The sequence below is a fragment of the Pantoea vagans genome, from assembly GCF_004792415.1.
GTDB lineage: Bacteria > Pseudomonadota > Gammaproteobacteria > Enterobacterales > Enterobacteriaceae > Pantoea > Pantoea vagans.
On the sequence record NZ_CP038853.1, the window covers coordinates 743,375 to 767,481 of the forward strand.

Below are 24,107 nucleotides of genomic sequence, written 5' to 3' on the forward strand. Positions count from 1 at the left end.
GCAGCGAACAACCCCCCGCTTCAGCGGCGCCGATCAGAATCCCCGATAACTCTTCTGCGCCGTACTCACCTTATACAGATAACGACGCGACTCCGCCGACGGATGCTGGTTCGCCAGGGTCGAATAGACCTTGCTGGGTGACATGCCGTTAATCATCGAGAACGCCCGATCTTTATCGCTGGAGAAGACGCGCAGCACGCTGCCTGCACCACCGTTATAGGCGGTGATCACCGCATAGCGGCGTGATACCGGATCCTGAATGCCGCCCAGATAGCTGCGCTGCAACAGCGACAGATAAGCTGTACCGGCATCGATGTTGTTCTCCGGATCCAGCAGATAGCTGCGGCTCGGCTTGCCCCATTTACCTTTCATGCGGAACACGTCAACACCGGCGGTATGCTGCACCACCTGCATCAGACCCAGCGCATCAGAATGGCTCACGGCGTAGGGGTTGAAGCTCGACTCGGTCTGCATAATCGCCAGGATCAACGAAGCGTCGACACCATACTGCTCGGCGGCTTTACGCACCATCGGCAGGTATTTGTGCGCACGCTTATCCAGGTGGTTCGGCACCATCGGAATCGAAATGCTGTAAATCACATGCAGACCCGAGGTACGGCGCATCAATTTATTCTGAATCAGATAGTCAGCAAAGGCTTCAGCGCGACCCTGCCAGCGAATCGGCTGACCGGTGTTATCCAGCACCTGACCATAGAGCAGCGGCTCTTTACTGATCTCAATGTCGTTGGCGTCAGAATAGAGATCGACATTACCCGGATCTTCGCCAATCAACAGCGTGGTCACGATAGCCTGACGCAGACTGGCCATTGGATCGGTGCCAGAAATGGTTTCGATGGTCAGCTTACCGCTTTCAAAGTTGATGTGGCTGCGGGTGTAATAGTTGTCGCTATATTTGACGTAATCTTTCGGTCCGGCGATCAGGACCTCATTGATACCCCAGATATTCTCAATATTGTGAGCAAACTGGCCCATCAGAATATCAAAGCCGTTGGTGTCTTTAACCCACTCCTCGTGGGATTGCTGATTCTTTGACCCGGAACAGGAAACCAAAAGTGGTGCTATCACCAGCAGGGCGATTAATTTTTTATTCATTGGGAATGCAAGCCTGACCTGGATAACCGGCCTCAGCGATGAGGCCCGGAATGTTTACGCTTCTGGCGGTGTATAGCCTTCGATATGAACGTCTTTGCCTTCGAACAGGAAATTGATCATCTCCTTCTCCAGCACCTTACGATCTTCGGGATTCATCATGTTGAGCTTCTTCTCGTTGATCAACATGGTCTGTTTCGCCATCCACTTCTGCCAGGCTTCTTTGGAGATGTCGTTGTAAATGCGCTTACCCAGGTCGCCCGGATAGAGCTGAAAATCCTGACCTTCCGCGTCGCGCTGTAAAAAAGTACAAAAAATGGTGCGGCTCATTACTCTTCCTCATTAATCTCACAACTGTCCAAAGCCAGTTGTCGGGGATGGCGCAGCTCGTGTAACAGGCGCTCAACGGGTGCAGCTAATCCCACAGATGGTGGCAGCGCTAAGTTATACCAGAGACCGCCTGCTTCATCCATCGCCGCCCCGGCAGAAGGCCACGACAGCCACATTGGCACGATATCGAGATGGAAATGACTGAAGGTGTGACGAAACGCGGTAAGCTGCTGCGGTTTTGCATGGATGCCACGCGCCGCCAGCCAGTCATTCAGCGCCGCTTCGGTGGTGAACTGCGGGAAGCAGAACAGACCGCCCCACAATCCCACAGGCGGGCGCTGCTCCAGCCAGACATCATCGCCATCCTGCATCATCAGGAACCAGCCGCTGCGCTCCGGCAGCACTTGCTTAGGCTTTTTGCCGGGATAGCTTGCCCAGCTGCTGCTGGCGTACGCCTCACAGCCGCTGTTCAGCGGACAGATTTCACACTTCGGCTTAGAGCGGGTACAGACAATCGCACCCAGATCCATCATCGCCTGATTAAACTGGCTGACGCCCTCGGCGGGTGTGACCTCTTCGCTGATCTGCCACAGCCGTTTCTCGACCTCTTTTTTACCCGGCCAGCCGCTGACGGCATAGCAGCGGGCCAGCACGCGCTTGACGTTGCCATCCAGAATCGGGAAATGCTGACCCAAAGACAGCGACAGGATCGCACCTGCCGTTGAGCGGCCAACGCCGGGCAGGGCAGAAACATCATCGAAATTACGCGGGAATTCGCCCCGGTGAACCTCGACAATCTGCTTTGCCGCTTTATGCAGATTACGCGCACGGGCGTAATAGCCGAGGCCGGTCCAGAGATGCAGCACCTCATCCAGCGGCGCCGCAGCGAGATCGGTGACCGTGGGGAAGCGCGCCATGAAGCGTTCAAAATAGGGAATAACCGTGGCAACCTGGGTTTGCTGTAGCATCACTTCGGAGAGCCACACCTTATAAGGCGTTTTCTCCAGCTGCCACGGCAGGGTTTTGCGACCAAAGCGCTGATACCAGTCCAGCACCTGTTGCGCGAACTGCGGCGCTTGCATCATAAGAAGGAAATTTTCCGTGTTTACTCTACACTCAGGCAGGAATTCCAGCACATGCGCACCTGGGTGTAAACCGGAAGATTGCAAAGGCTTGCTTCTGCTTATGAACTTTGCATAATGCCCGTTTCCCGGAACAGGCTAACCAGCAGGCTTTTACATGATTAATGACGTCATCACCCCAGAATTTGATGAGAACGGGCGGCCATTGCGCCGGATCCGCAGCTTTGTGCGCCGCCAGGGTCGCTTAACAAAAGGCCAGCAGCAGGCGCTGGATACCCTGTGGCCGGTCATGGGGGTGGAATATCAGCCTGAGCCTGTCGATCTGCCCGCGCTGTTTGGCCGCGAAGCTCCGGTGACGCTGGAGATTGGCTTTGGCATGGGCGCATCGCTGGTGACCATGGCGCAGAACACGCCACATCAGAACTTCCTGGGTATTGAAGTGCATGCGCCGGGCGTGGGTGCCTGTCTGGCCGCCGCCAAAGAAGCCGATGTGCAGAACCTGCGGGTCATGTGCCACGACGCCGTGGAAGTGCTGGAGAAAATGATTCCGGATAACTCGCTGCGCATGGTTCAGCTCTTCTTCCCCGACCCGTGGCATAAAGCACGTCACAATAAACGCCGTATCGTCCAGGTGCCGTTCGCCGAACTGGTGATGCGTAAACTGAAGCTGGGCGGCGTTTTCCACATGGCGACCGACTGGGAAGCCTACGCGGAGCATATGCTGGAAGTGATGAACAGCATCGATGGCTATCGCAACCAGTCAGAACAACAGAATTACGTGCCGCGTCCTGAGACGCGTCCACTGACCAAGTTTGAGCAGCGCGGGCAGCGTTTAGGCCATGGCGTATGGGATTTAATGTTTGAGAGGGTGAAATAATGGCCACACAACGCAGCCGCCGTTTACGTAAAAAACTGCACATCGACGAGTTTCAGGAACTGGGCTTCTCCGTTGCCTGGCGCTTCCCGGAAGGCACCAGCGAAAGCGAAATTGATGAGACGCTGAACCAGTTTATCAATGAAGCGATCGATCCTAACGGCCTGGCCTTTGATGGCAGCGGCTACCTGGTGTGGGAAGGTCTGGTTTGCCTGCAGAAAACCGGCAAATGCACCGATGAGCATCGTGCGCTGGTCCGCAAATGGCTGGAAGACTGCAAGCTGCAGGATGTGCAGATGACGGAACTCTTTGACGTCTGGTGGGACTAAGTCGTCACACAGTGTCGGGCTGCGGCCCGATCGGAGGGTTTCAGACCCGATCTTAGGGAGTAGATATGATGCGTAAAGCGCTTCTTGCTGTGCTGCTGGTGGCAGCAACTCAGGCTCAGGCAGCCTACGAATGCAGCGTTAAGCCGCAGGACGATGTGGTGATTAAACCGCAGAGCGTGCAGGTGGTCGGTGCTAACGGCAATATGGAAATCTCGCCGCAGGGCGACGTGCAGTTCAATGGCCAGAAAGTTTCGCTGGATATCGCTGAACGTCAGAAAGCTATCGACTATCAGAACGCGCTGCGTCGCGATCTGCCTTGGATCGACAGCGGAGCGACATCTCGTCTGGAGAAAGGACGTGCGGCACTGGATCGGGTCATCGTTGAAAAACTGGGCACCGACAGCAACGTGCGTAATCGCCTGACCACGCTGAATGGCCAGCTGAAACAGCAGATGAACCGCATCATTGAACACCGTGAAGACGGTCTGACGTTCCACCATCAGGCGATCGATCAGGTGCGCGCAGAAGGCGAAAGGCTGGTGCAGTCAACGCTGGGCGGCGTGATGCAGGACAGTCTGAATGAGATGGGCAGTAAGCAGGGCAGTGGCGGCAGTAATCCGCTGCAGGCGATTATGGGCAATCTGGGCGGTCTGCAACAGTCGATTCAGGCTGAGTGGAGTAAGCAGGAGCAGGATTTCCAGAACTTCGGACATGAAGTGTGTAATCGCGTTATTTCGCTGGAAGATCAGCGTAAACAGCTTACCGGCGCACTGAAAAAATAAGTTAACGCCTCAGCCTGACGGGCTGAGGCGCTTTTTTACTCTTCCGCTAAAAACAGCTCAAGCAGCGAATTCAGGAACAGCTTCCCTTTTTCCGTAATCTGCCACTGCTGAGCGGTTTCCGTCACGTAACCGGCGGCAATCGCGGCATCCATCTGTGGACGGATCACCTCTTCTGACAAACCGGTGTAGCGGCTGAATTCGTCGCGCGGCGCGGCCTCCAGCAGGCGAAAGCGGTTCATGAAATATTCAAACGGCTTGTCGCTATCGGCAACCTCATACTGCTTTTCGCGGTAGTTACCCTGCATGAAGCCACGCGGATGACGGGTTTTCACTGTGCGGACAATGCGGCCATCCGGTTGCGTCAGCTTGCCGTGTGCGCCACAGCCAATCCCCAGATAGTCGCCAAAGCGCCAGTAGTTGAGGTTGTGTTCACAGTGATATCCCGGCTTCGCGTAGGCGGAGGTCTCATACTGCTGATAACCGGCCGCCTGCAGCAGCCGATCGCCCTGCTCGAAAATATCCCACAATGCATCATCATCCGGCAGCACCGGCGGGCGTGAGCCAAACAGGGTGTTGGGTTCGATGGTGAGCTGATACCAGGAGAGATGCGGAGGATTCAGCGCAATCGCCTGACGTAAATCGTCGAGCGCCTCTTCCAGCGACTGATCGGGCAGGCCATGCATCAGGTCGAGGTTAAAGCTGCGCAGCGACAGCGACTCTGCCAGTTCGGCGGCGCGGACGGCCTCTTCCGGACCATGAATACGGCCCAGACGCTGCAACTTTTGCGGACTGAAACTCTGTACACCAATCGAAATACGGTTGATACCAGCACGCTGATAAGCGCTGAACCGGTCAGCTTCCACGGTGCCAGGATTGGCTTCCATGGTCACTTCCGCATCAGGGGCGAGCGTCAGACGCGCCCGCACGCCATCCATCAGCATCTGCATCGCACTGCTGCTCAGCAGGCTGGGCGTGCCGCCGCCAATGAAAATCGTGCGCACTTCCCGGCCATTGATCAGCGGCAGGTCGATCTCCAGATCGCGCAGCAGGTGCTGCACGTATTCAACGTGCGGCACCTCATCTTTCAGCGCGTGGGAGTTAAAATCGCAGTAGGGACACTTCTGTACGCACCACGGAATGTGGATGTAGAGACTTAACGGCGGCAGATTAGGCATTACGCATCGCTTCCAGCAACAGCGTCAATGCTTTACCCCGGTGAGAAACTGCACCTTTTTCCGCTTTGCTCAGCCCGGCCGCGGTTTTACCCAGCGCCGGGACATAGAAAATCGGGTCGTAACCAAAGCCACCGGCGCCAGAGGCGGAGCGAGCGATCTCACCCTGCCAGCTGCCGTGGAACACCAGCGGCGTCGGGTCTTCCGCATGACGCAGATAGACCAGCACGCAGTGGAACTGCGCCTGGCGCTGACCGTCAGGCACGTTTTCCAGCGCCTGCAGCAGCTTCTCCAGGTTCTGCTGATCGCTGGCCTCTTCACCGGCGTAGCGCGCCGAGTAGATGCCAGGCGCGCCGCCCAGCGCATCCACGGCCAGACCGGAGTCATCGGCGATGGCCGGTAATCCGGTGATCTGTGCCGCGTGACGCGCTTTGAGAATCGCGTTCTCAATAAAGGTCAGGCCGGTCTCTTCAGCTGATTCAACCCCAAGGTTCGTCTGCGCGACGATATCCAGACCAAAGGCGGAGAGTAACTCCGCCAGTTCACGCACTTTGCCGGGATTGCCGGTTGCGAGCACAACTTTTTGCATAACAGTTCCAGTTTGATTCATTTACAGCAGATACCAGAGACCCGGGAACAGGTCCATGCCGAGAAAGTTCAGGGCATACAGCACCAGGATGACGATCATCGCTGAGAAATCGATGCCGCCCATCGCAGGCAGAATACGGCGAATAGGTGCCATCATCGGCTCGGTCAACTGCACCAGCAGATAATCGACCGGGCCACGGCCCTGGCTGATCCAGCTCATCAGAGAGCGAACGATGATGACCCAGAAGACCAGATAGCCGGCGGATTTCACCAGCGACAGCAGACCGACCAGCAGATTCGTCGGATCAACCGAGAACACGCCCACCTGAATCAGCAGCAGAATCGGGTATTTCAGCGTGGTCAGCACAAAGGCCAGCAGCAGCGAGGCGGTATCAATCGGCCCCAGAGCCGGCAGTATGCGGCGCAGTGGCTTAACAATCGGCTGTGTCACTTTTACGACAAACTGCGCCACTGGATTGTAAAAATCGCAGCGGGACCACTGCATCCAGATGCGTAACAGCAGCACCATGACGTAGAGATCGATCAGCGTTTTTACCAAAAACGTCAGTGTTAACATGAAGTTCCTCTGTTATTGTTGTGAGTTGTGCGCATAATCTCGTGCGCCAAAAATGGCGGTGCCGATACGCACCATCGTACTGCCTGCGGCGATTGCCGCCTCCATGTCATCGCTCATTCCCAGCGAAAGCGTATCTATACCAGAATAGTGCTGTTGCAACTGCCGGAAGGCTTCCGCCATCTGCTGACACACCGCCAGCTGCCGCTGGTAATCACTCTCCGCTGCCGGAATCGCCATCAATCCCCGCAGCCGCAGTTGCGGCAGTGCAGCGATCTGCTCCGCCAGCCCGGAAACGGCCTCCAGCATGATGCCAGATTTGCTGTTCTCGTCACTGATATTTACCTGAATTAACACATTCAGCGGTGGCAGCGAGGCGGGCCGCTGATCGTTGAGCCGCTGCGCAATGCGCTGGCGGTCAATGGTGTGACACCAGGCGAAATGCTCTGCCACCAGACGGCTTTTGTTGGACTGCAACGGACCGATGAAGTGCCACGCCAGTTCAGGATGTGCGGCCAGTGCCTGAACCTTTTCAACCCCTTCCTGGACGTAATTTTCACCGAAGGCAATCTGGCCAGCGGCAAAGGCTTCTTCGACCGCGCTCGCAGGTTTGGTTTTACTGACTGCAAGCAGGGTAATTTCTTCCGGAGCGCGGCCGCAACGCGCGGCAGCGGCGGCGATTCGCTGTCGCACTTGCTGTAGGTTCTGCTGGATTGAAGTCATAGTCAGGAGAAATTATGAATCTGGATGAAATGGTGGAGCTTAGTGTAAAGCATAATGCCGCCGATCTGCACCTTTGCAGCGGACATTTGCCCTACTGGCGGCGGCAGGGAAGGCTGGAGGTGATTCCGCAGCAGGCCAGACTTTCTGCCGCCTGGATGGCAGAGTTTATGACCCGCTGGCTCAGTGACCCGCAGCGTCAGCAGCTGGAGCGTGCAGGGCAGCTCGATTTCGCCCTGAGCCTGACCTGCGGCCAGCGTCTGCGTGCAAATCTGTTTATGCAGCGCAACGGCCTGTCACTGGCGCTGCGTATCATTGCCACCGCGTGCCCGACGCTGGAGAGCCTGCAACTGCCCGCCATTGTGCCGACACTGCTGGAGCAGCAGGATGGCCTGATTCTGGTGACCGGTGCGACCGGCAGCGGTAAATCGACCACGCTGGCGGCGCTGGTCGATGCGCTGAACCGCCAGCAGGCGCGCCACATCATTACGCTGGAAGACCCGATTGAATTTATCCATCACAGCCAGCAGTCGCTGATTCAGCAGCGCGAAATTGGCCTGCACTGCGATTCGTTCTCGCTGGGGATAAAGGCGGCGCTGCGTGAAGATCCCGACGTCATCCTGCTGGGCGAACTACGCGACAGCGACACCATCCGTCAGGCGCTGACGGCGGCGGAGACTGGTCATCTGGTACTGGCGACGCTGCACACCCGCGGCGCGGCGCAGGCGGTGGACCGGCTGGTGGATGTCTTTCCGGCGGAGGAGAAACAGCTGGTGCGTACGCAGCTGGCGGGCAGCCTGAAAGCAGTGATTGCGCAGCGGCTGGTGCCTTCAATTGCCGGATCGCGCATCGGACTGTTTGAAGTTCTGTTCGCCACACCGGGCATCACGAATCTGATCCGGGAGGGCAAGATGCACCAGATCCCTGCGCTGCTGCAGACCGGCGCGCAGGCCGGTATGCAGACGTTTGAGCAGAGCCGGCTGGCGCGTCAGGCCGCCGGTCTGATTGAGTAAGCAGATCAGTAGTGGTTTTCGAACCAGTCCTGCAAAATGATGGCAGCGGACTGTGAATCGACCGACCCTTTGTTGAGCGCACGATAGCCGCCGCGCTCAAACAGGCCAGCACGTGCTTCTACCGTGCTGAGTCGTTCATCCTGCAGCTCTACCCGGATGCCAAAGCGACCATGCAGGCGGTTGGCAAATTTACGCGCGCGATCGGTCAGCGGCTGCTCGGTGCCATCCATATTCAGCGGCAGGCCGACGACTACGAAATCGGGCTGCCACTCTTTCAGCAGCTTTTCAATCACCTGCCAGTCCGGGATGCCATCCTGCGCTTTAATCGCGGTCAGCGGACGGGCGCTGCCCGTGAGTTCCTGACCTACAGCGACACCAATACTTTTGGTGCCGAAGTCGAAACCTAACAGAGTCTGAGTTGACATCAGGCGTGTCCCGCGTCGCTGGCCATGTTATGAATATCGACGCCAATACTGCGCGCCGCTTCGCGCCAGCGCTCTGAAATCGGCGTCTGGAACAGGATATTGCTGTTAGCTGGCGTGGTCAGCCAGGCATTTTCCATCAGCTCATTTTCCAGCTGATCTTTTTCCCAGGCGCAATAGCCCAGCGCGACCAGCACATTGGTGGGCTGAGACGCGGTGCCGATCGACTCCAGCACGTCACGGGATGTGGTGATAATGGTGTTATCTGAGACACGGATGCTGGAGGTAAACGTTCGCTGTGCTGAGTGCAGGATAAAGCCACGATCCTCTGCCAGCGGGCCGCCGGTAAACACCGGTTTATCCAGCCTGATGGCCGGGTCGCGATCGTCAGCAGAGATTTTCAGCTTCTTCAGAATGCCTTCAACCGTCAGGTTTTCCATGGGTTTATTGATGATCAGTCCCATTGCGCCCTCTTCGTTATGTTCGCAGAGATAGACCACGGAACGCTTGAAGAAAGGATCCTGCAATGAAGGCATGGCAATCAAAAAGTGATGTTGTAAATTCATTCTCACACGATGTACCAAAAAAATAACCGGCACGCGACGACCGCACCGGTATTGGGTTGATCACGGAGCCACGCCCCGGCTTCTTGCTCAGCCCAGGCGCTTCTCAATGGCATCCATCAACATGCCGGTGATGGAGATCGGGAACGCAGCCTCAATTTCACGAATGCAGGTTGGGCTGGTCACGTTAACTTCAGTCAGTTTATCACCGATGATGTCGAGACCGACAAAAATCAGTCCTTTTGCTTTCAGTGTCGGGCCAACACGGCGCGCAATTTCCCAGTCGCTTTCGCTCAGCGGACGCGCTTCACCACGACCACCAGCGGCGAGGTTGCCACGCGTTTCACCGCCCTGCGGGATACGTGCCAGGCAGTAAGGCACCGGTTCGCCATCCACAACCAGCACGCGTTTGTCACCCTCTTTGATCGCCGCAATGTAGTTCTGCGCCATGCAGAAACGGCTCTCATGCTCGGTCAGGGTTTCGGTAATCACACCAAAGTTAGGATCGTCTTTCTTCACGCGGAAGATAGACGCGCCACCCATGCCATCCAGCGGCTTCATGATGATGTCGCCATGCTCCTGCCAGAAGTCACGCAGCTGCGCTTTGCTGCGGGTCACCAGGGTGTCAGGCGTGAACTCGGCAAACCAGGCGGTATAGAGCTTTTCGTTACAGTCACGCAGGCTCTGCGGTTTGTTCACGATTAGCGTACCCAGCTCTTCTGCGCGCTCCAGAATGTAGGTCGCATAGATGAACTCGGTGTCGAATGGCGGATCTTTGCGCATCAGCACCACGTTCAGGTCAGCCAGCGGGATCACCTGCTCGCTGCCGAACTGATACCAGTTTTCAGGGTTCTGCTCGACGGTCAGCAGGCGGGTGCGGGCAGAGGCCACGCCACCGCGCATAGAGAGATCGTGCATCTCCATGTAGTGAATTTCGTAACCACGGCGCTGTGCTTCCAGCAGCATAGCGAAGCTGGAGTCTTTTTTAATATTGATGGACGAAATAGGGTCCATCACGATGCCAAGTTTAATCATTATTATCTCCTCGGTGAGGCGGTATTTACCGCCTCGTCTGGTTCGGTCTGCAGTGGGCCGATCGGTCAGGACATCATGCCTGTGCTCTTTCCGCTGAAAGTATCGCTTAACCCAGGTCGCCAAACCTCACCTGAAGTGCCGTAATGGCCGTCAGCGCGGTGGTTTCGGTACGCAATACCCGTGGGCCAAGCAGAATGTCAGTAAAATCGTGCTGCGCCGTCATCGCAATCTCGTCCGCAGACAAACCGCCTTCAGGGCCAATCAGCAGTCGTACCCGCTCAACAGGCTGTGGCAGCGTGTTGATGCTGTGGCTGGCGCGCGGATGCAGGTTGAGCTTCAGACCGCTGTCAGCCTCAGCACACCAGGCTTCCAGCGTCATCGCTTCACGAATCTCCGGCACGCGATTACGGCCACACTGCTCGCAGGCGGCAATAGCAATTTTCTGCCACTGCTGGATCTTCTTCGCCAGACGTTCAGCATCAAGCTTTACGCCACAGCGCTCGGAAAACAAGGGTGTAATGACATTCACGCCCAGTTCGATCGATTTCTGGATAGTGAATTCCATTTTTTCACCGCGCGACATCACCTGACCTAAATGCAGATGCAAAGGTGACTCGCGATCGTCCGGCTGGCTCTCTGTGGCCGATACTTTTACACGCTTTTTATCAACATGCGTGATCTCTGCTGCAAAAGTCAGATTAGTGCCATCAAAGAGTTCCAGACGCTGGCCTGCCGTCATCCGGAGTACCCGGCCCACATGATTGGATGCATCTTCATCCAGGGTAATTTCACTGCCGATCTCTAAGGCTTCGGCGTGATAGATGCGAGGTATGCGCATAAGGTTCCTGAAACCGGACGCCGCGCTGCGGCGGCGTCATGGGAAAAGAGCTAGTGTAGGGCAGGGATTTTAGCGCTGGCAAGCCTGCTGCACATAAGGATTGTGATTGCCCTGAACCTTTGCAATGCGCTGGTCGCGTTCGCACTCCCACTGGGTGACGGGATAGAGCTTATTCCAGGCGGTAAACAGCTGCGTCTGCTGGCGCGAAATGCGCAGATGATACTGGTCGCGCATGTAGAAATAAGTACGGGCAATGGCACCACGCGCCCGCGCAGGCGGCTCCGCCTGTTTGAGTTTAAAGTCGATCTTCATCTCACACTGGCCGTACTGCTTCTCGCTGCCGTTCCATTGACTGTAGGCGAAGTTACCACGGTCGCCATTCACTTCACCCACTGCGGGCTGAAGGTTATGCAGGTCAGTTTCGATGCGGCGATAGTCGGGGTCCTTGCTGCAGTTTTTGCGGCCACCGTCCTGCCAGCACTGGCGCTGATGACCAAACTCCCAGGCCGGCATCACATGTTCCCACTCAATGCGCCCGGCGCGATTGGCGTTCTTGCGCACCTGATAGCCACAGCTGTTGAGATCGGGAATGCCCTTTTTGCCCTGCCACTGAATCTTACAGCCACAGTAGAACGAACCCGGTGCATCGGCGTTAATCGCCGCCGCAAAGGTTTTGGCCTGCTGGAAGTTATTTTGATGATAGTTATTCAGATTAAGGGCGTCAGCGGCAGGTGCAAACAGCAGCGCAACCGCCAGACTTAGTATGCGAGACATATTCCGGATTTCTTCCTGGTACGAAAAAGGGCGGCAGGTTAACAGAATGTGGAATAGGGCGGAATGGGGATTGTTCTCAGGAAGCGACAAACTCGCCTGCGACCAGCAGGCTGCCGCAGTGCACGCAGCGATATTCACTTTCTTTGCGCAGAACACGATTGTGGCGGCGAACCGTCAGCTGATGCTGCTGACACTGACAGCGGTATGCAAAGGTATTACTGCGCACGGAGGCGATCTCAAACTGATGGGTACGGCGTGCCGGCACCCCCAGCACCTGCTCCATCATCCACTTCCACTCTTTGCCGTGCGGTGCGACGCGGCCAAACTGTTTCCACACCAGCAGATGCGCCAGCTCGTGCGGCACCACTTCATCGATAAATGCCTGCTGGTTTTCCAGCAGCAGCACCGGATTGATGCGGATCTCCCAGGATGCCAGCCAGGCGGTGCCCGCCGCCGTACCGCGTTGCTGGTAGAGCAGCTTCGGTTCCGGGTAATGGGTTTTCAGGGCCTGATTTGCACGCTCAAGCGACTGGCGCAGTGAGCGCATCACGGCCTGCTGCAGGGCAATGGGGAGACGAGGTGTTTTCATGGCGCTCAGAATAATCGCCGTCGCCCAGGAACTCAATGTTACCCACGAAAACGACAGCGCAGCGACTATACTCATCCGCCAGTTTCGATCCATACGATCCACAGCGGGCGTGTGGCCCGGCGTGCCCCTGCGATTAGTTAAAATTCTGGATTAAATATTGTTACGGTCTTTTTTAGAATATCCTGTTGATAATGTTCACTGCAGAGTGAATGGATCAGAAGCGGAAGGCACAGTGTACGGACAACGCAATGAAAAATAATAACATCAGGAAACAGCGTATTGTGCTGGTTACCGATCTCATGGCTGGCCGCGGCGGTATGGAGAATGTGACCTGCCAGCTGATTACCGCCCTGAATGCGGAACCCGGAACGGAAGCGGGGCTGTTTATTATCAACAGCGGAGAGGAGAGCCACTCACGTGCCTGGACCGCCAACGCCGTTTTATCAGAGAGCGTCTGCACGCTGCGGAATAAGAAAATAAAAAATCTTATTCACACGCTGAGAATGGCCGCCTTCTTTCGTCGCTATCAGCCCGACCATGTTCTGACCCTCAATACCATTCCCTGTCTGATGACGCGCCGGGCCATTACGCTCTCAGGGCGCAAAATCGTGTTGTCGAGTTGGATGCACCTGCCACCGCGGGAGCGCTACCGTCCCCACTATCTGCTGCGGGCCGATCACCATTTTGCCATCAGTAAGCAGATCAAAGAGCAACTGGTGGAGCTGGGCGCACCCGCTACTGACGTTGACGTTATCTATAACCCGATCCGGCGTAATGACGTGGTTATCGGCAGGCCGCAGGGGCTGAAGTTTCTCTATATCGGTCGCGTCCATTTTCAGCGGCAGAAACAGCTTAAAGATCTGTTTGATGCGTTAAAGCATCTGGATGCACCGTGGACGCTGGAGATTGTGGGTGACGGAGAAGACCTGACGCAGTGTCAGCACTACGTGACGCAACTCGGCATTCAGGATCGTATTACCTGGCATGGCTGGCAGGAGAACGCCTGGGAGTATGTCATCCGCCATATCAGACAGGTCACCTGTCTGATCATGACCTCGAACTTTGAAGGCTTTCCGCTGATCCTGCTGGAGGCGATGTCACGGGGTGTTTACTGCGTCTCATCCGACTGCATCAGCGGTCCGTCAGAGATTATTCAGAACGGTCTCAATGGTCAGCTCTACCCTACTAATGACAGCATGGCGCTGGCCGCTATTCTCAACGCCATGAGCCGGGATTTCCACTTTCCCGATCATCAGGTTATTAAAGCGAGCATCACCGGTTTTTATGAGGAAAATTATATGAAGCACCTGATGAGTGCGTTTAACCGTCTGACTGAGGTTAAGCATGACGAATAAAAGCAGTCGTAATGGATTAACGTTAATGATTAATGCTTCAGTTATTGCGCTCTGTCTGGCGCTGTCACTGAATATGTTTGTTTCCGGCCTGCCGCAAAAAATATTTTATCTGGTCTCTTATCTCTCCGTCGCATCCGTGTTGTATGGCCTGGTGCGCAGGCGAGTGGCGTTTAAAGAGAACGGTTTTTATGTCGCCCTGTTTGCTGTGCTAATTCTCTTTGCTCTGATCCGTCTGTTCTGGGCGATACACACAAAGGGGATTGAGACCGCGCCCTCAAACGATGCCATCACCAATATCGGCAACTATCTGCTGGGGGCGAAACGGCTGTTGCTGGGAGCCTTTGTGCTGCTCAGTCTGGCGATTTATGGCAACCGGGTCTCTGCAACCACGCTGCGTATTGGAAAAGTGTTAATTCTGGTCGGTCTGCTGATTACGCTGGGCTTTGGTATTCATGAGCATCTTTATACCGAGAATATCCGCATCAAGCTCACCACCGAAGCGGCCTCGATGTCCTCCTACATGATTCTGTTTATCTACTGCACCTGGCTATGGCTGAGCCGTTACGAGACGCACGCATACTGGAAGATTGCCGATATCGCTGTGCTGGCTGTGACCTTTGCCTTGCTCTACCTGTGCGGCACCCGCGTAACGCTGATTGCGCTGATTGCCGTGGGGCTGCTGTTCCTGTTGCAGACCTACCGGCTGTCGCTGCTGACCAACTGGCGAATCAGCGCATTACTGGTGGGCGTGCTGGCGGTGCTGATCCTGATGACCAGTAACCGCTGGGTAGAAGGGATGCAGGACATTGAAAACTACGGGTCAAACAGCTCGACCTCGCTGGGCGCGCGCGTGGCTATCTGGGGCGGGGCAGTTAACTTTATTGAGCATCATGGCGGTTTTGCCACGCCGGATGCACGCACCACGGAGGCGCGGGAGTTCATCATGGCGCACTATCCGCTTAATGGTGAAGGCTATACCAACGTCAAATACAACATGCACAACGAGTTCCTCGAAGTGACCTCATTGCAGGGCTGGCTGGGAATGCTGTCGCTGGCGCTGCTCTATCTGGCTGTGCCTGGCGGCTGGCTTAAGAAGTGCGATCTGCGCGGCGTGGCGCTGCCAATGCTGGCACTGTTTATCTGCGGACTGACCGATTCAGTACTGCCGTATAATCAGACAGCCACTATTTTCATTATGGCGCTGGCGCTCTGCTGCATACGGCAGCCATTGCCGGCAGGGCGGGCTAACTCGCTTTAATCATGCATTGAACAAATAAAAACGGCGGGGTTTCCAGAGAAACCCCGCCGTTTTTTACCGCATTTTTTATCGGGTAATATTAGTCACGTGAACCGATGTCGCGCAGTTTCTTACCTGCCATCAGGTTACGTTCGATGTGTTCCAGCGAGACATTTTTGGTCTCAGGAATCAGCATCACGGTCAGCAGAATGAAGAACAGGTTAAGCAGTGCGTAGACCCAGAAGGTGTTTGCGTTGCCCAGCGTATTCAGCATCGTCAGGAAGGTCGCACCCACGATCATGTTAGCGATCCAGTTGGTGGTCGTGGAAACCGTGATACCGAAATCGCGGCCTTTCAGCGGCTGAATTTCGGAACAGAGCACCCAGATCAACGGACCGGCTGACATCGCAAAACCAACGATAAACATCAGCAGCATACCGACCGCGAAGTACTGTGCGCCCGCGGAGTGAATGCCGAAGTGCAGCATCGTACCCAGCACGCCCATACCAGCTGCCATCACCATAAAGCCCAGAATCAGGGTAGGTTTACGGCCCCAGCGATCCACCAGACCAATAGCAATGAAGGTCGCCAGTACGTTGACCAGACCCACAATCACCGTGCCCCACATCTGCTGGGTGGTGTTGGTGAAGCCCGCGATTTCAAAGATTTTTGGTGCGTAGTACATGATGACGTTCATACCGGTAAACTGCTGCATGACCTGCAACAGGATGCCCAGATAGACCGCACGACGGAAGTGGCTGCTGCTGGTGAACAGACCCCAGCCAGACTGCTTGACCTTCAGGCTTTCACGAATCTCTTCCAGCTCACGTTTTGCCTGCTCACTGGTGTCACGCAGACGATCCAGTACGCGTTGCGCATCGCGGAAGTTGCCTCGCGCCGCCAGCCAGCGTGGGCTGTTTGGCAGGAAGAAAACACCGATCAGCAACAGCAGGGCCGGAATGGTGATGATACCCAGCATCCAGCGCCAGTTGCCGGTAAAGCTGAAGGCGGTATCGGTAAGGTAAGCACCCAGAATACCGATGGTGATCATCAGCTGGTAAAGCGAAATCATACTGCCGCGAATTTTTTCCGGAGCGATCTCAGAAAGATAAAGCGGGGCGGTATAAGAGGCAATACCGACAGCCAGGCCCAGCAGAACGCGGGCGCTGATCAGCATTTCCGGGTTTGGCGACATCGCTGACCAGAGTGAACCGATAACGAACAGAATCGCACCGGCCATCAGGCTTTTTTTACGGCCCAGGCGGGATGACATCCAGCCACTGCCGATAGCACCGACCGCCGCACCAAACATCATGGAACTGACGATCCACTCCTGCTGGTGGGGAGTAACGTTAAAGTCCTTTGCGATAAACGGCAGGGCACCGGCGATAACGCCGATATCCAGACCGAACAGCAGTCCCGCAAGGGCCGCCAGAAAGCAGACAAATAAGGTCATCGCCTTATTTGAAGTTCTGCTTTTGTGTGTATTGCCAGGCATTGGAGCCTCCAGGTTTATCCATCATTGTTTTTATCAATGTTAAAAAACCTTTTGCGGGAAAAAAGTGAGTCTGATCACATCAGTGTAATCGTTTACACACGCTGAAACCCTGAAATTCAGCATATTTTTCCCGGAAAGATTAATTAACCAGTGAGGTATAGCACTCATTAAGTTTCTGACAATGCTCTATTTAGTGGCTATCAGACGACGCTGAAAATAACGCATTTTCAGCATAATAACTACGTACGTTAATTCCTAAATATCGGAAAAACAAAGCATTTCAATTTGTAATCGTTAACATTTTGTCGTCAGAAAAAGCGAAAGGAAGTGTAGCTGAGAATGGAAAATTTGCTGCAGAGTGAAAGAGATGCCGGGCATATTGGTTTTTCTGATGTCTGACGGTCACCAGTAACTGCGCGGATATAGCGTTAAGCTGCATGTGTGAGAAAGCAGTCTCTGGTCAGCAATGGGGCTGAAAAGGCGATAAAAAACCCCGCCGCAGGGGCAGGGTTTTCATCAGCAGCAGCTGACCTTACAGGCCAGCGGCTTCACGAAGCAGGGCCGCTTTGTCGGTTTTTTCCCATGGGAAATGTTCGCGACCAAAGTGACCATAAGCGGCGGTCTCTTTATAGATTGGGTGCAGCAGATCCAGCATCTGAATCAGACCGTATGGACGCAGGTCGAAGAACTCGCGAACCAGCAGCGTCAGCTGTTCGGTAGAGATTTTCTCAGTGCCGAAGGTTTCCACCATGATGGAGGTCGGTTCAGCCACGCCGATTGCGTAGGAGACCTGGATTTCACAACGGTCAGCCAGACCGGCCGCCACGATGTTTTTCGCCACATAACGCGCTGCATAGGCTGCAGAGCGGTCAACTTTTGACGGATCTTTACCCGAGAACGCACCGCCACCGTGACGCGCCATGCCGCCGTAGGTATCCACGATGATTTTACGACCGGTCAGACCGCAATCGCCCATCGGGCCGCCGATCACAAAGCGACCGGTTGGGTTGATGTGATATTTGGTTGAGGCGCTCAGCCATTCTGCTGGCAGAACCGGCTTGATGATCTCTTCCATCACCGCTTCCTGCAGATCTTTCTGGCTGATGGATTCCGCGTGCTGAGTAGAGAGCACGACGGCATCGATGCCGACGATTTTGCCATCGTCATACTGGAAAGTGACCTGGCTCTTGGCATCCGGACGCAGCCACGGCAGGGTGCCGTTTTTACGCACTTCAGCCTGACGCTGAACCAGACGGTGCGCATAGGTCACCGGCGCAGGCATCAGCACGTCTGTTTCGTTGGTGGCATAACCGAACATCAGGCCCTGATCGCCCGCGCCCTGTTCCAGCGGATCGGTGCGGTCAACGCCCTGGTTGATATCCTGAGACTGTTTACCAATCGCGCTTAATACCGCACAGGAGTTGGCATCAAAGCCCATATCGGAATGAACATAGCCGATTTCACGTACGGTCTTGCGGGTGATCTCTTCGATATCGACCCAGGCGCTGGTGGTGATTTCACCGCCAACCAGCACCATACCGGTTTTAACGTAAGTTTCGCAGGCCACGCGCGCTTTCGGATCCTGTTCAAGGATCGCATCCAGCACAGCATCGGAGATCTGGTCGGCGATTTTATCGGGATGTCCTTCTGATACGGACTCGGACGTAAAAAGGTGTTTAGCCATTCTGTTCTTTACCTTAAATATGGTTTGAGTACGACTGCATAGCGCCAGTGAGGTTGTCTGACCTGACGCCCCTTCAGGCAAAGCCGCGAGCAGTGAGGTTGTGTCAGCACAGCGGGCCAACACCGCCTGGATAGTAACCTGTTTAGATGGAAAACCATCTGGACGGCTATTTTAGGATAGAGGGGAAACCAATTACCAGCCCTTTTTCTGTTTCAGCATTTAACCTGTTATCGTTATCGACATAATTTGCTGACACTTCACGCAATTCCCGGATAATCTTTTTGCATTTTAGGGCCGTAAACGGTATAAAACGCCGCTGCTTCGAGAGCAGCAGCAAGAATGACGCCACTCTCTGCGTCGCGCCTGTCGGACTCTGATCTGGCTTTCACCCAGGTTGTTTTCCATGTGCCCCTGGCATATGCGGAGGTGATAAAAGTAATGAACCACGCTTTTTCTTTTTCCGGTTCTCTGCGCTGCGGCGTGGCGCTGGCTCTCTCCTGCTTCCCATCTGTTTCTCTTTTCTGCCGACACTCTGGGCGATGCGGTAATTTTACCGACACAGGCGCCGGCTAATCTTTATCTCTGCTCGATCGGTTTTGTCTCTTCTCTGCGCCCGCGCAGCGGAACGACGCAGATTATCCATGGTCAATAGTGATCGGTTAAATGTTCTCTGTTTCAACGGAGATGGCCAGGGTGTTTTACACTTAACTCTCATGCGTGAATCGCGCTGACGGCAATGTCAGGTGAACAGGACAGTGCATTTAATGTGGCAACAGGTTTTCAGATTAGCGGCCATAAAGCCGGTTAACAGTTCTATCTTTCAACGGAAAATTGAGGTTCGCGATGTCTGACGACATGAAGAATATCAAAGGTTCGTCAGCTGGCGAACAGGGTACACTCCGCTCCATGCAGGAGGTTGCAATGAACGATCAGGATGCGAGCAAAATGTTGCGTACGTACAACATCGCCTGGTGGGGCAACAACTATTACGACGTTAACGAACTGGGCCACATCAGTGTCTGCCCCGATCCGGACCGGCCGGATGTGCGCGTCGACTTAGCCCGTCTGGTGAAAGAGCGCGAAGCACAGGGCCAGCGTCTGCCCGCCTTGTTCTGCTTCCCGCAGATCCTGCAGCATCGCCTGCGTTCTATTAACGCCGCCTTTAAGCGTGCGCGTGAATCTTACGGTTACAAAGGCGACTACTTCCTGGTTTACCCGATCAAAGTGAACCAGCACAAACGTGTCATCGAATCGCTGATTCACTCTGGCGAGCCGCTGGGACTGGAAGCGGGTTCCAAAGCCGAGCTGATGGCGGTGCTGGCGCACGCCGGACAGACCCGTTCAGTGATCGTCTGTAACGGCTATAAAGACCGTGAATATATTCGTCTGGCGCTGATCGGCGAGAAGATGGGTCATAAGGTCTATCTGGTGCTGGAGAAGATGACAGAAGTCCGGCTGGTGCTGGAAGAAGCAGAACGTCTGAATGTGGTGCCGCGTCTCGGTATCCGTGCGCGTCTGGCTTCACAGGGCTCCGGTAAATGGCAGTCGAGCGGTGGCGAAAAGTCGAAGTTTGGTCTGTCCGCGACGCAGGTGCTGAAGCTGGTTGAGATCATGCGCGAAGCGGGTCGCATCGACAGCCTGCAGCTGCTGCACTTCCATCTGGGTTCGCAGATGTCGAATATCCGCGACATCGCTACCGGCGTGCGTGAGTCGGCGCGCTTCTACGTCGAACTGGCTAAGCTGGGCGTTAACATCAAATGTTTTGACGTCGGCGGCGGTCTGGGCGTCGATTACGAAGGCACACGCTCGCAGTCTGACTGCTCGGTCAACTATGGCCTGAATGAGTACGCCAACAATGTAATCTGGGCGATTGGTGCGGCCTGTGATGAGCACGGTCTGGACCATCCGACGGTGATTACCGAGTCGGGTCGTGCCGTGACCGCGCACCACACGGTGCTGGTCTCCAACATCATCGGTGTGGAGCGTAACGAGTTCAGTGAACCCGAAACGCCGGATGCGGATGCGCCGCGCCCCATCCTCAGCATGTGGGAAACCTGGCAGGAGATGCACGAACCGGACACCCGTCGTTCGCTGCGTGAATGGCTGCATGACAGCCAGATGGATCTGTCTGATATCCACACCGGCTACGCGTCCGGTACCTACGATCTCAAACAGCGTTCATGGGCTGAGCAACTCTATCTGAGCATCTGCCACTACATTCAGCAGCATCTGGATCCCAGCAACCGTGCGCACCGTCCGATCATCGACGAACTGCAGGAGCGGATGGCGGATAAGATCTACGTAAACTTCTCGCTGTTCCAGTCCATGCCGGATGCGTGGGGTATCGATCAGCTGTTCCCGGTTCTGCCGCTGGAAGGGCTGAACAAGAAGCCGGAGCGTCGTGCCGTGCTGCTCGACATCACCTGTGACTCTGATGGCACCATCGATCACTACGTCGATGGCGACGGTATCGCGACTACTATGCCGATGCCGCAATATGACGTTGATAACCCGCCGATGTTAGGCTTCTTTATGGTCGGGGCGTATCAGGAAATCCTGGGCAACATGCACAACCTGTTCGGTGACACCGAAGCGGTGGATGTCTATGCACGCGAAAATGGCGAAGTCGAAGTGCAGCTTTCGGATGAAGGTGACACCGTGGCAGACATGCTGCGTTATGTGCAGCTTGATCCTAACGAGCTGATGGCGCTGTTCCGCAATCAGGTACAGGCGTCCGATCTCGACGACGAGCTGCGCGCGCAGTTCCTGGAAGAGTTTGAGAGCGGCCTTTACGGATACACCTATTTAGAAGATGAGTAATCGGCCCTGGCAGCCCGCAATCGCATATTGCAGTTGCCGTTAACTATGTCGATAATCTGAACCACTCAATCCCTTCCTCGTCGGGCCTAACGACGCGGAGGGGATTTTTTTCATCTCAACCTTAATGGCATGCGGGCCTCGCCCGACTTACGCACATAGAGAGAGCAATTATGTATAACACGCTTGGCAATCAGTACGACAACTCCCTGGTTTCTAACGCCTTTGGCTTCATGCGTTTTCCGCTGAATTTCCAGCCTTACGACAGCGACGCCGAGTGGGTTATCACCGGCGTGCCGTTTGATGCCGCCACTTCCGGTCGTCCGGGCAGCCGCCTGGGGCCGGGCGCAATCCGTCAGATCTCAACTAATCTGGCCTGGGAAGGCTGCCGCTGGCCGTGGGATTTCGACCTGCGTCAGCGCCTGAACGTCGTCGACTGTGGCGATCTGGTTTACGCCTTCGGCGATTCGCAGGATCTCTCTGACAAGTTACAGGCCCATGCGGAAAAACTGCTGGCGAATGGCAAGCGCATGATGACTTTTGGCGGTGACCACTACGTTACGCTGCCTCTGCTGCGCGCCCATGCGAAACATTTCGGCAAGATGGCGCTGGTGCACTTTGATGCGCATACCGATACCTACTCCAACGGCCCGACCTTTGACCACGGCACCATGTTCTTTACCGCGCCGAAAGAGGGTCTGATCGATCCACAGCACTCCGTGCAGATCGGTATCCGTACCGAGTTCGATAAGAGCCTGGGCTTCAACGTGCTGGATGCGGCGCAGGTCAACGACCGCAGCGTTGACGATATCCTCGCCGAAGTGAAACGCACCGTCGGCGATCTGCCGGTTTACCTGACTTTCGACATCGACTGTCTGGATCCGGCCCATGCGCCTGGCACCGGCACCCCGGTCATTGGCGGCCTGACCACCGACAAAGCGACCAAGCTGATCCGTGGCCTGCAGGGCATGAACATTGTCGGCATGGACCTGGTAGAAGTGGCACCGGGTTACGATCACGCCGATCTGACAGCACTGGCGGCGGCGACGCTGGCACTGGATATGCTGCATGTTCAGGCCGTGAACAAAGGCTAATCCCGTCCTGAGCCTGCCGGGTCAACCCGGCAGGCTTTGCGCCGCCACCTGAAGCGGCGCAGTGCCAGTAACTATTTTCATCAGCTTTTTCCCCTCCGGACTTTTCTCCCCTTGTGACACCGCACGCGCCTCAGGCGTAACCTCGCATCAGCAACTAAACTGACTGATATCAATTCTCAACGTGGAGGCAATTATGGGCTTTCTGGATGAACTGGCGGGAGCGCTGCAGGGCAACCAAAGCGACGGGCATCTGCCTGGACAGCTGCAGGCGGTCTGGCACTGGGTACAGGAGCAGGGCGGCATCGAAGTGCTGCTGCAAAAATTCCAGCAGGGCGGGCTGGGTGAGGTGTTTGGTTCGTGGATCGGCACCGGGACGAATCAGCCGGTAGAACATAGCGACATCCACTCGGCGTTTGGTGAGGCGGAACTGCAGTCACTGGCGGATAAGCTGGGAACCGACGTGAAAGGCGCAGCGGGCACGCTGGCAGTTATCCTGCCGCAGCTGATCGATAAGATGTCACCGCAGGGGCATATGGATGAAGCATCGCTGCACGAGAACAAACTCGATTTAGGTTCGATGGTGGATCAGATATTCAAACGTTAGGCCACGGATACTGACCTGACTCTATAGGCGCATGCACGGTGCATGCGCCTGGTTATGCGTTACTTCGCGTCAGCAGCAATGCGCTCACGGATATGCTCGGCGCGCGCTTCAGAAGCCGGGTGCGAGTCAAACATTGAGCTCTGACGGCCCTGTTCCAGCTTCGCCAGTTTCTCGAAGCTGGTCACCAGGCCTTCCGGATTGATGTTGCGCTTCTTCATCAAATCGTAGGAGTAGTCATCCGCCTGCGATTCCTGCGTCTGGGAGAACTGCGCATTGACCAGTTTTTCACCCATTTCACCCAGCTGTGACTGCGACAGCGAACCGATCACGCCGCCCACCGAGGCTGCTGCCGTGCGGGCTGCGGTGGTGGCATACGCCAGCTGCATAGCCTTGCGCGTATGACCCAACGCCACGTGACCCATCTCATGGCCCAGGACGCCTTCCACTTCATTGTCGGTCATCATATCCATCAGGCCGCTGTAAACGCGGATACAGCCGTTCGCCATCGCCCAGGCGTTGACATCTTTGGTCTGATAAACCTTGTAGTTAGCCGGAACGCCGTTGATGTTGTCGCCCAGCGCGGCGGCGATCTTGTTCAGGCGCTGCTGATACTCACTGTTCGCAGGCGCAACCTGATTATCTTTGTCCATCTGCTCACAGGATTTATCGCTCAGCTGCTTAACCTGATCGTCGCTCAGGGTGTACGCCTGAAACGCCTGCGCGCCCGACTGCATCAGTCCATTATTGTCTAAACCCTGACAGCCGCTGAGCAGCGTTGCCAGCCCAAGCGCTAACACCGTTTTCTGGATTTTCATGCTCTATCCCATTCATAACAAGGTAAGAAAAACAAACACCTGAAACTCTGTCAGGTGAATAAACGATTTGGTTATAGCGTGCCAGTCTGCACTTTGCTAGCAGAGTTGGCCGGAAAAGCCATACGAAGCGGTTACATTTAGCGTTTTACAGCATGTACTTTTGCCCCGATTTTCATGTACATTGATGGGCAACTTTTTCCTTGTTTTG

At 55.5% G+C, this 24,107-nt stretch carries 26 protein-coding genes; 9 read left to right on the plus strand and 17 right to left on the minus strand.

The genetic code is table 11. From position 1 onward, the window contains the following. Window positions 1-33: 33 nt before the first annotated feature. The 3 genes from mltC to mutY are packed head-to-tail and all read right to left on the minus strand — an operon-like array spanning window position 34 to window position 2,525. Window positions 34-1,113 (minus strand): membrane-bound lytic murein transglycosylase MltC, encoded by a 1,080-nt coding sequence (gene mltC / locus EGO56_RS03610; RefSeq protein ID WP_013358985.1) that lies wholly within the window; start codon window positions 1,111-1,113, stop codon window positions 34-36. 54 nt (window positions 1,114-1,167) lie between these two features. Next, entirely contained in the window at window positions 1,168-1,440 is a 273-nt protein-coding gene (locus EGO56_RS03615) for an oxidative damage protection protein (RefSeq protein WP_003853409.1), read from the minus strand. Then, window positions 1,440-2,525 carry an A/G-specific adenine glycosylase gene (gene mutY / locus EGO56_RS03620; protein ID WP_033784019.1) on the minus strand — a complete coding sequence of 362 codons (1,086 nt, stop codon included), beginning with the start codon at window positions 2,523-2,525 and terminating at the stop codon, window positions 1,440-1,442. The genes EGO56_RS03615 and mutY overlap by 1 nt, the downstream gene beginning before the upstream one ends. Window positions 2,526-2,679: 154 nt before the next feature. Here mutY and trmB point away from each other — a divergent pair, with 154 nt between their 5' ends. The 3 genes from trmB (at window position 2,680) to EGO56_RS03635 (ending at window position 4,507) form a co-directional block, all read left to right on the plus strand. After that, the gene (gene trmB, locus EGO56_RS03625; protein ID WP_010248887.1) at window positions 2,680-3,399 is read left to right on the plus strand and encodes a tRNA (guanosine(46)-N7)-methyltransferase TrmB; all 720 of its coding nucleotides are present in this window, start codon (window positions 2,680-2,682) and stop codon (window positions 3,397-3,399) included. Beyond that, the gene (locus EGO56_RS03630; RefSeq protein ID WP_135907717.1) at window positions 3,399-3,725 is read left to right on the plus strand and encodes a YggL family protein; all 327 of its coding nucleotides are present in this window, start codon (window positions 3,399-3,401) and stop codon (window positions 3,723-3,725) included. Before trmB ends, EGO56_RS03630 begins: the two co-directional genes overlap by 1 nt. 65 nt (window positions 3,726-3,790) lie before the next feature. After that, window positions 3,791-4,507 (plus strand): YggN family protein, encoded by a 717-nt coding sequence (locus tag EGO56_RS03635; RefSeq protein WP_013358982.1) that lies wholly within the window; start codon window positions 3,791-3,793, stop codon window positions 4,505-4,507. A 35-nt stretch (window positions 4,508-4,542) separates the two neighbouring features. Here the strand turns inward: EGO56_RS03635 and hemW are convergent, their stop codons facing one another. Genes hemW through EGO56_RS03655 form a run of 4 tightly spaced genes read right to left on the minus strand, consistent with a single transcriptional unit; the run spans window position 4,543 to window position 7,564 of the window. Continuing rightward, window positions 4,543-5,682, minus strand: a complete 1,140-nt coding sequence (gene hemW, locus EGO56_RS03640; protein WP_135907718.1) for a radical SAM family heme chaperone HemW — start codon at window positions 5,680-5,682, stop codon at window positions 4,543-4,545. Beyond that, complete coding sequence (locus EGO56_RS03645) at window positions 5,675-6,268, minus strand: XTP/dITP diphosphatase (protein ID WP_135907719.1); 594 nt, start codon at window positions 6,266-6,268, stop codon at window positions 5,675-5,677. Before EGO56_RS03645 ends, hemW begins: the two co-directional genes overlap by 8 nt. A 21-nt stretch (window positions 6,269-6,289) precedes the next feature. Continuing rightward, a complete protein-coding gene (locus EGO56_RS03650; protein ID WP_013358979.1) occupies window positions 6,290-6,844 on the minus strand; it encodes a YggT family protein in 555 nt (184 codons plus the stop codon). A 12-nt stretch (window positions 6,845-6,856) separates the two neighbouring features. Continuing rightward, on the minus strand, window positions 6,857-7,564 hold the full coding sequence (locus EGO56_RS03655; RefSeq protein WP_135907720.1) for a YggS family pyridoxal phosphate-dependent enzyme: 708 nt from the start codon (window positions 7,562-7,564) through the stop codon (window positions 6,857-6,859). Between the two features lie 14 nt (window positions 7,565-7,578). Between EGO56_RS03655 and EGO56_RS03660 the strand changes: the two genes are divergently transcribed. Next, window positions 7,579-8,574 (plus strand): type IV pilus twitching motility protein PilT, encoded by a 996-nt coding sequence (locus EGO56_RS03660; protein WP_135907721.1) that lies wholly within the window; start codon window positions 7,579-7,581, stop codon window positions 8,572-8,574. Between the two features lie 5 nt (window positions 8,575-8,579). On the opposite strand, the gene ruvX is transcribed toward EGO56_RS03660, so the two are convergent. The 6 genes from ruvX to EGO56_RS03690 all read right to left on the minus strand — a co-directional run bounded on the left by ruvX (window position 8,580) and on the right by EGO56_RS03690 (window position 12,795). Continuing rightward, the gene (ruvX, locus tag EGO56_RS03665; RefSeq protein WP_013358976.1) at window positions 8,580-8,999 is read right to left on the minus strand and encodes a Holliday junction resolvase RuvX; all 420 of its coding nucleotides are present in this window, start codon (window positions 8,997-8,999) and stop codon (window positions 8,580-8,582) included. Further along, complete coding sequence (locus EGO56_RS03670) at window positions 8,999-9,562, minus strand: YqgE/AlgH family protein (protein ID WP_013358975.1); 564 nt, start codon at window positions 9,560-9,562, stop codon at window positions 8,999-9,001. Before EGO56_RS03670 ends, ruvX begins: the two co-directional genes overlap by 1 nt. An 87-nt stretch (window positions 9,563-9,649) precedes the next feature. Further along, complete coding sequence (gshB, locus tag EGO56_RS03675; RefSeq protein ID WP_135907722.1) at window positions 9,650-10,594, minus strand: glutathione synthase; 945 nt, start codon at window positions 10,592-10,594, stop codon at window positions 9,650-9,652. Window positions 10,595-10,700: 106 nt separating this feature from the next. After that, complete coding sequence (gene rsmE, locus EGO56_RS03680) at window positions 10,701-11,432, minus strand: 16S rRNA (uracil(1498)-N(3))-methyltransferase (protein WP_135907723.1); 732 nt, start codon at window positions 11,430-11,432, stop codon at window positions 10,701-10,703. A 69-nt stretch (window positions 11,433-11,501) separates the two neighbouring features. Further along, the gene (endA, locus tag EGO56_RS03685) at window positions 11,502-12,206 is read right to left on the minus strand and encodes a deoxyribonuclease I (protein WP_135907724.1); all 705 of its coding nucleotides are present in this window, start codon (window positions 12,204-12,206) and stop codon (window positions 11,502-11,504) included. Window positions 12,207-12,282: 76 nt separating this feature from the next. Then, complete coding sequence (locus EGO56_RS03690; RefSeq protein WP_135910518.1) at window positions 12,283-12,795, minus strand: SprT family zinc-dependent metalloprotease; 513 nt, start codon at window positions 12,793-12,795, stop codon at window positions 12,283-12,285. A 209-nt stretch (window positions 12,796-13,004) separates the two neighbouring features. Between EGO56_RS03690 and EGO56_RS03695 the strand changes: the two genes are divergently transcribed. Both EGO56_RS03695 and EGO56_RS03700 read left to right on the plus strand, forming a co-directional pair. Further along, entirely contained in the window at window positions 13,005-14,150 is a 1,146-nt protein-coding gene (locus tag EGO56_RS03695) for a glycosyltransferase (RefSeq protein WP_135907725.1), read from the plus strand. A gap of 25 nt (window positions 14,151-14,175) precedes the next feature. Further along, window positions 14,176-15,408 carry an O-antigen ligase family protein gene (locus EGO56_RS03700; RefSeq protein ID WP_135907726.1) on the plus strand — a complete coding sequence of 411 codons (1,233 nt, stop codon included), beginning with the start codon at window positions 14,176-14,178 and terminating at the stop codon, window positions 15,406-15,408. Window positions 15,409-15,487: 79 nt separating this feature from the next. On the opposite strand, the gene EGO56_RS03705 is transcribed toward EGO56_RS03700, so the two are convergent. The 3 genes from EGO56_RS03705 to EGO56_RS03715 all read right to left on the minus strand — a co-directional run bounded on the left by EGO56_RS03705 (window position 15,488) and on the right by EGO56_RS03715 (window position 19,129). Further along, window positions 15,488-16,885: a sugar porter family MFS transporter gene (locus EGO56_RS03705; protein ID WP_013358968.1), complete on the minus strand. Its 1,398-nt coding sequence runs from the start codon at window positions 16,883-16,885 to the stop codon at window positions 15,488-15,490. Between the two features lie 532 nt (window positions 16,886-17,417). Further along, complete coding sequence (gene metK / locus EGO56_RS03710; protein ID WP_010248851.1) at window positions 17,418-18,569, minus strand: methionine adenosyltransferase; 1,152 nt, start codon at window positions 18,567-18,569, stop codon at window positions 17,418-17,420. A 257-nt stretch (window positions 18,570-18,826) separates the two neighbouring features. Further along, window positions 18,827-19,129 (minus strand): hypothetical protein, encoded by a 303-nt coding sequence (locus EGO56_RS03715; protein ID WP_135907727.1) that lies wholly within the window; start codon window positions 19,127-19,129, stop codon window positions 18,827-18,829. A 283-nt stretch (window positions 19,130-19,412) separates the two neighbouring features. On the opposite strand from EGO56_RS03715, the gene speA reads away from it, so the two are divergent. From speA to EGO56_RS03730, 3 genes are all read left to right on the plus strand, one after another. Further along, on the plus strand, window positions 19,413-21,389 hold the full coding sequence (gene speA / locus EGO56_RS03720) for a biosynthetic arginine decarboxylase (RefSeq protein ID WP_071242808.1): 1,977 nt from the start codon (window positions 19,413-19,415) through the stop codon (window positions 21,387-21,389). Window positions 21,390-21,559: 170 nt separating this feature from the next. Beyond that, window positions 21,560-22,480 (plus strand): agmatinase, encoded by a 921-nt coding sequence (speB, locus tag EGO56_RS03725; RefSeq protein WP_010248847.1) that lies wholly within the window; start codon window positions 21,560-21,562, stop codon window positions 22,478-22,480. A 193-nt stretch (window positions 22,481-22,673) separates the two neighbouring features. Beyond that, window positions 22,674-23,084: a YidB family protein gene (locus EGO56_RS03730; protein ID WP_033733689.1), complete on the plus strand. Its 411-nt coding sequence runs from the start codon at window positions 22,674-22,676 to the stop codon at window positions 23,082-23,084. A 59-nt stretch (window positions 23,085-23,143) separates the two neighbouring features. On the opposite strand, the gene loiP is transcribed toward EGO56_RS03730, so the two are convergent. Further along, a complete protein-coding gene (loiP, locus tag EGO56_RS03735; protein WP_013358963.1) occupies window positions 23,144-23,899 on the minus strand; it encodes a metalloprotease LoiP in 756 nt (251 codons plus the stop codon). Between the last annotated feature and the right edge of the window lie 208 nt (window positions 23,900-24,107).